The organism is Natronospirillum sp. (assembly GCF_022565775.1).
Classification (GTDB): Bacteria; Pseudomonadota; Gammaproteobacteria; order Pseudomonadales; family Natronospirillaceae; genus Natronospirillum.
Genome location: NZ_JAIUMC010000154.1, coordinates 1 through 4256 on the forward strand (window position 1 = coordinate 1; position 4256 = coordinate 4256).

The 4256-nt window shown below is 59.0% G+C and carries 4 protein-coding genes; 1 reads left to right on the forward strand and 3 read right to left on the reverse strand.

Features of this window, described 5'->3' with window-relative positions:
* Nucleotides 1–72: 72 nt before the first annotated feature.
* On the reverse strand, nt 73–984 hold the full coding sequence (locus LAT62_RS16065; protein ID WP_293386205.1) for a bestrophin family protein: 912 nt from the start codon (nt 982–984) through the stop codon (nt 73–75).
* A 480-nt stretch (nt 985–1464) separates the two neighbouring features.
* On the opposite strand from LAT62_RS16065, the gene LAT62_RS16070 reads away from it, so the two are divergent.
* Nucleotides 1465–2478: an LLM class flavin-dependent oxidoreductase gene (locus tag LAT62_RS16070; RefSeq protein WP_367120572.1), complete on the forward strand. Its 1014-nt coding sequence runs from the start codon at nt 1465–1467 to the stop codon at nt 2476–2478.
* Between the two features lie 87 nt (nt 2479–2565).
* Here LAT62_RS16070 and LAT62_RS16075 read toward each other — a convergent pair whose 3' ends face one another.
* Nucleotides 2566–3720: a serine hydrolase gene (locus tag LAT62_RS16075; protein ID WP_293386209.1), complete on the reverse strand. Its 1155-nt coding sequence runs from the start codon at nt 3718–3720 to the stop codon at nt 2566–2568.
* Nucleotides 3721–3730: 10 nt separating this feature from the next.
* The gene (locus LAT62_RS16080; protein ID WP_293386211.1) at nt 3731–4057 is read right to left on the reverse strand and encodes a hypothetical protein; all 327 of its coding nucleotides are present in this window, start codon (nt 4055–4057) and stop codon (nt 3731–3733) included.
* Nucleotides 4058–4256: the final 199 nt, after the last annotated feature.

The following is a 4256-nucleotide window of genomic DNA, read 5'->3' on the forward strand; positions in this document are numbered from 1 at the left end:
TCGTATAGCGCATAGCCCACCAGGGCGATCAGTGGCAGGCGCAGAAAATCCATGGCCAAGACGCCAGTTGTTTCAGTCGAGCACGTAACCGATTGGCTCGGGTGCCGCTGGCGGCGACTCTCCTGTTGCTTCCGCCACTTCGATCTCGATGGTCCGGCAAAGGGCGTTCAGCGCAAGATCGTTGTCAGCGCGGCCGAACGGCTCCTCGAGTTCCTCGCTTAGGGCGTCGAGGCCAAAGAATGTATAGGCCACAATCGCGACGAATACCGGCGTCAGCCAGCCCAGCGTATTCACCACGGCGAAGGGCAGCAGGAAGCAATATACATAGGCCGTACGATGGACAAGCAGGGAGTAGGCGAATGGCAGTGGTGTATTCGAGATACGCTCACAAGCGGCCTGCACGTCCGCGAAGCCGGCAAGCCGTTCATCGAGTACCCGCGCGCCAGTGAGGTCAAGCATGCCGCGCACACGCATCTGATACAGGTCCTCCCCCATTGAACGCAGCACGGCGGCCGCGGGCGTCCGGAAGCCGCGATAGGTCTTCATTGTTGCCACATCCTCGGCAATCTGCATCTCGGCCTCGGCCTCCTCATGTCGAAGTCCTGCCCGCAGCGCATGTGCAAAGACAGATGACATGCGCAACAGGTGGCGGCGTTCGGGCGCGTCCGGACCGATGAACGTCGTCGATGCGCGAGCAAGGTTCCGGACCTCGGCGACCAGGGTTCCCCATTGCCGGCGCGCCTCCCACCAGCGGTCATAGGCCGCGTTGTTGCGGAAACCGAGAAAGATCGAGAGCGATATCCCAAACACGGCAAATGGTGCAAACGAGTAGGCTGGCATAAGTGAAGGGTACGCAATGTGCAGTGACGCGACCACGGCGCCGAGAATCGCTGCGAACAGCATCTGCGGCAGGATCTGCGGCACAATCGAGCCGTGCATTGTCACCAGCATCCGGAACGCGCCGGGGCGTGAGCGAACGATCATCGGGTATGAACTCCTGTGGTGGCGGATCAGATTCTGGCGGAAACACTTTCCCCGGGATGGACGCGGCGTAACCGGAGCGACACTCTCTGGGAGCTCTATAATCCAGGACAGTATACTCTTCCACAATTCGCTCTGCCTGAATCAACAGGAATCAACAGGGTCAGAGTCATAGGAATCAACAGGGTCAGAGTCATTGATTATGCCTCACCTTCACCCACCGCCGCCCTAAGGCTCATTCCTTTGTGCCGGGTTGCGCTTGAAGTTTTTGATCATTTGGTGCAGGTCCACGGCCTCGCATCATTTCGCCGGGTTGGGTCGGCTGGCGCTGCAGGCTGTCCGTGTTGGGAATAGTCATCGCCATCAACGCAAAATAACTTTGCGCAAAACATAGGTGTACACTAGTGTCCTGTCTGGTTAATTCGACACTGCCCGTAGTTCATTTTCTTTGCGTTACTGCCTATGTGGGCAGAGGAGGTTGTTGTGCAGGCTTTTTCCATTCTTGATCTCGCTGTGGTGACCGAGGGCAGCACCCCGCGTGAAGCCTTGCACAACGCGCGCGACTTGGCACGCCGGGCTGAACAGCAGGGTTATCGTCGCTTCTGGATGGCGGAGCATCACAACATGTCGGGCATAGCCAGTGCGGCCACTTCGGTGGCACTGGGCTTTGTGGCTGAGGGTACGGAGCGCATTCGTATCGGTGCCGGCGGTGTCATGCTGCCCAACCACGCGCCCCTGGTGATTGCCGAGCAATTTGGCACCCTGGCAACCTTGTACCCGAATCGGGTGGATCTCGGTCTGGGCCGAGCACCCGGAACAGACGGCGCTACCATGCAGGCCCTGCGGCGTGATCCGCGCCATGCGGCCGACACCTTCCCGCAGGATGTGCAGGAGCTGTTGCATTATTTCGAGCCGGTGCAGCCCGGGCAGAAAGTGCGTGCCGTACCCGGCGCGGGTCTGCAGGTGCCAGTGTGGCTGCTGGGGTCCAGCCTGTACAGCGCACAACTGGCCGCTGCAATGGGGTTGCCGTTTGCATTTGCGTCGCACTTTGCACCGGCCATGCTGGATCAGGCACTGGCCGTTTATCGCGCGCGCTTCGAGCCGTCGCACTATCTCGACAGGCCTTATGCCATGGCGGCCATCAATGTGTTCGCCGCTGATACCGATGCCGATGCCCGGCGCTTGATGACCTCGGTAGAACAGCAGTTTGTGCGCCTGGTGCGGGGTAACCCGGGGCGCCTGCAACCGCCGGTCGATAATCCTGAGGCCATCGGTACGCCTATGGAGCGCGCCCAGGCGCAGCAGGCGCTGGCCGAGTCTGCGGTGGGTGACCCGGAAACGATACGGGCCTGGCTGGAGCGCTTTATCGAGCGCACGCAGGTCGATGAACTGATGCTGTCAGGGCAGATATTCGATCATCGGGCACGCTGCCACTCCTTTGCCCTGGCAGCGGAGGTGCTGAAATCAATGACTCTGAGCCCATTGGTTCATTCATGACGCTGACTCCATGGATTACAAGAGGTCCTATACGGGGCAGTATCTCGGTGAATTGCTGGGTTGAGGCAGTTCAAGACTGGGTCCTGCTCAAGTCCGGGGTCGCTGTCCAACCGATTGCAGGATTTTGGGCACCACCTTGAACGGTACCGCGCCGGCAGTGACCTGACTGACTGCCCCGGCCAGATACAGATCCGGTTCCGGGGCGTAGAACAGCCAGGTGCCTGTGGAGCCGGTATGCCCGACAACCTTCGGCATGGGTTTGAAGGGTGTGAACAGGCGAGGCAACTGGAAGCCCATTACACCAAGTCCGTACTCAATGGGCCAGCCCGGCTGGCGCAGCGCGCCGCGGTCGGTCGGGAAGGAAAACCGGTGCGCCGGTGACTGCATGCGTCGCCAGGTATCGTCTTGTTCGAAAAGGCGGCCCTGCACCACAGCCCGGAAAAAGCTGATGAGATCATCGCAGGTGGCGTTCATGTCGCCGATGGAGGTCAGAAATCTGGGAATGTTGATCGGGTCCGCACCGGCATACAACACCGGCACTGCGGGCTCTGGGCCTGCCCCCTGATAATGGCCAGAGAACCAGGTGTTTTTCAGCGCCAGCGGGTCCAGGATCAGATCCTGCAATATCCGCGGAAACGGCGCTTTGCGACAGGTCTCGACAATGCCGACCAACAACTGGTAGTTGGTATCAGAATAGCGAATGCGCACTCGCTTTCCATCAAGTGCCTGTGGCACAAAATGGGGTGTCAGCCGTTCTCGAACCCATTGCGCAGTGTCTTCCAGCGACCAGTCCCTGTCGCCGTCTTCCACCAGTATTTCCACCAGGCTGCGCCGGTCTGCCAGGTCTTTCCGCTGTTTCTTCGGATAGTCCTCGATGTAGTCCGGCAGCCCGGAGGCGTGTCCGAGCAGATGCGCAATGGTGATCTGACCTGTCCGGTCTTTGCCGTCCAATACATGCAGGCCGTGCGTGATATCAGGGGAATGGCGATCCACCAGTCGGTCTTCCAGTGCCAACTCTCCTTGTTCCACCAGCCGCATGACCACAGAGGCGATGAACAGCTTGGTGATGCTGGCAACGAACCAGGGTGTCGTTGGGGTCACGGGCGGGCCGTCCGGCGACATTACACCTCGGGCGCCCGACCATTTAAATGTACCGTCACCGGAAGCCACTGACATGATGGCTGAGTGAATATCCTTGCGCTCGATCAACTGGTCGAGCAGAGCGTCCAGGCTTTGGGTCATGACAATGCTCTTATTTGGATAGCTGGAGTTCGACATCAGGCCAAAGCTCGCTGATTTCCTGCGCCTGATGGTCTGCACTGAACCTTTCCCAGACTATGCCGTTTACATCCGCGTCTTCAGTAAAACCGGTCGCGGCTGGATCCTCCCAGCCAAGGTGTCTGAGTGACCCCGGCTTGGCTGATGTATCCTGACGAATGGATACGTTCAGGGTGTCCGTTCTCCACAGCGCATACTGGCCCGGGATGACCAGGCAGGGTTTCTCCCCAAGGCGGTTGCTGTAGTCTGCGACGGTTGCTTCTATATTGTCCGTAGAAATTGCGATATGGAATCTTTTCACGATGTTCCCTTAATGTTGTGAAGAACAGAATACTATTTCTCAACTGGTGCCAGCATCGGCGCCTTTTTCCTTTCCCACATCAGGTTGATCAGATTACCGGCAAGAATCAACGCTGCCCCCAAAGCCAGGAATCCGTCCAGTTGCTCATCGTATAGCGCATAGCCCACCAGGGCGATCAGTGGCAGGCGCAGAAAATCCA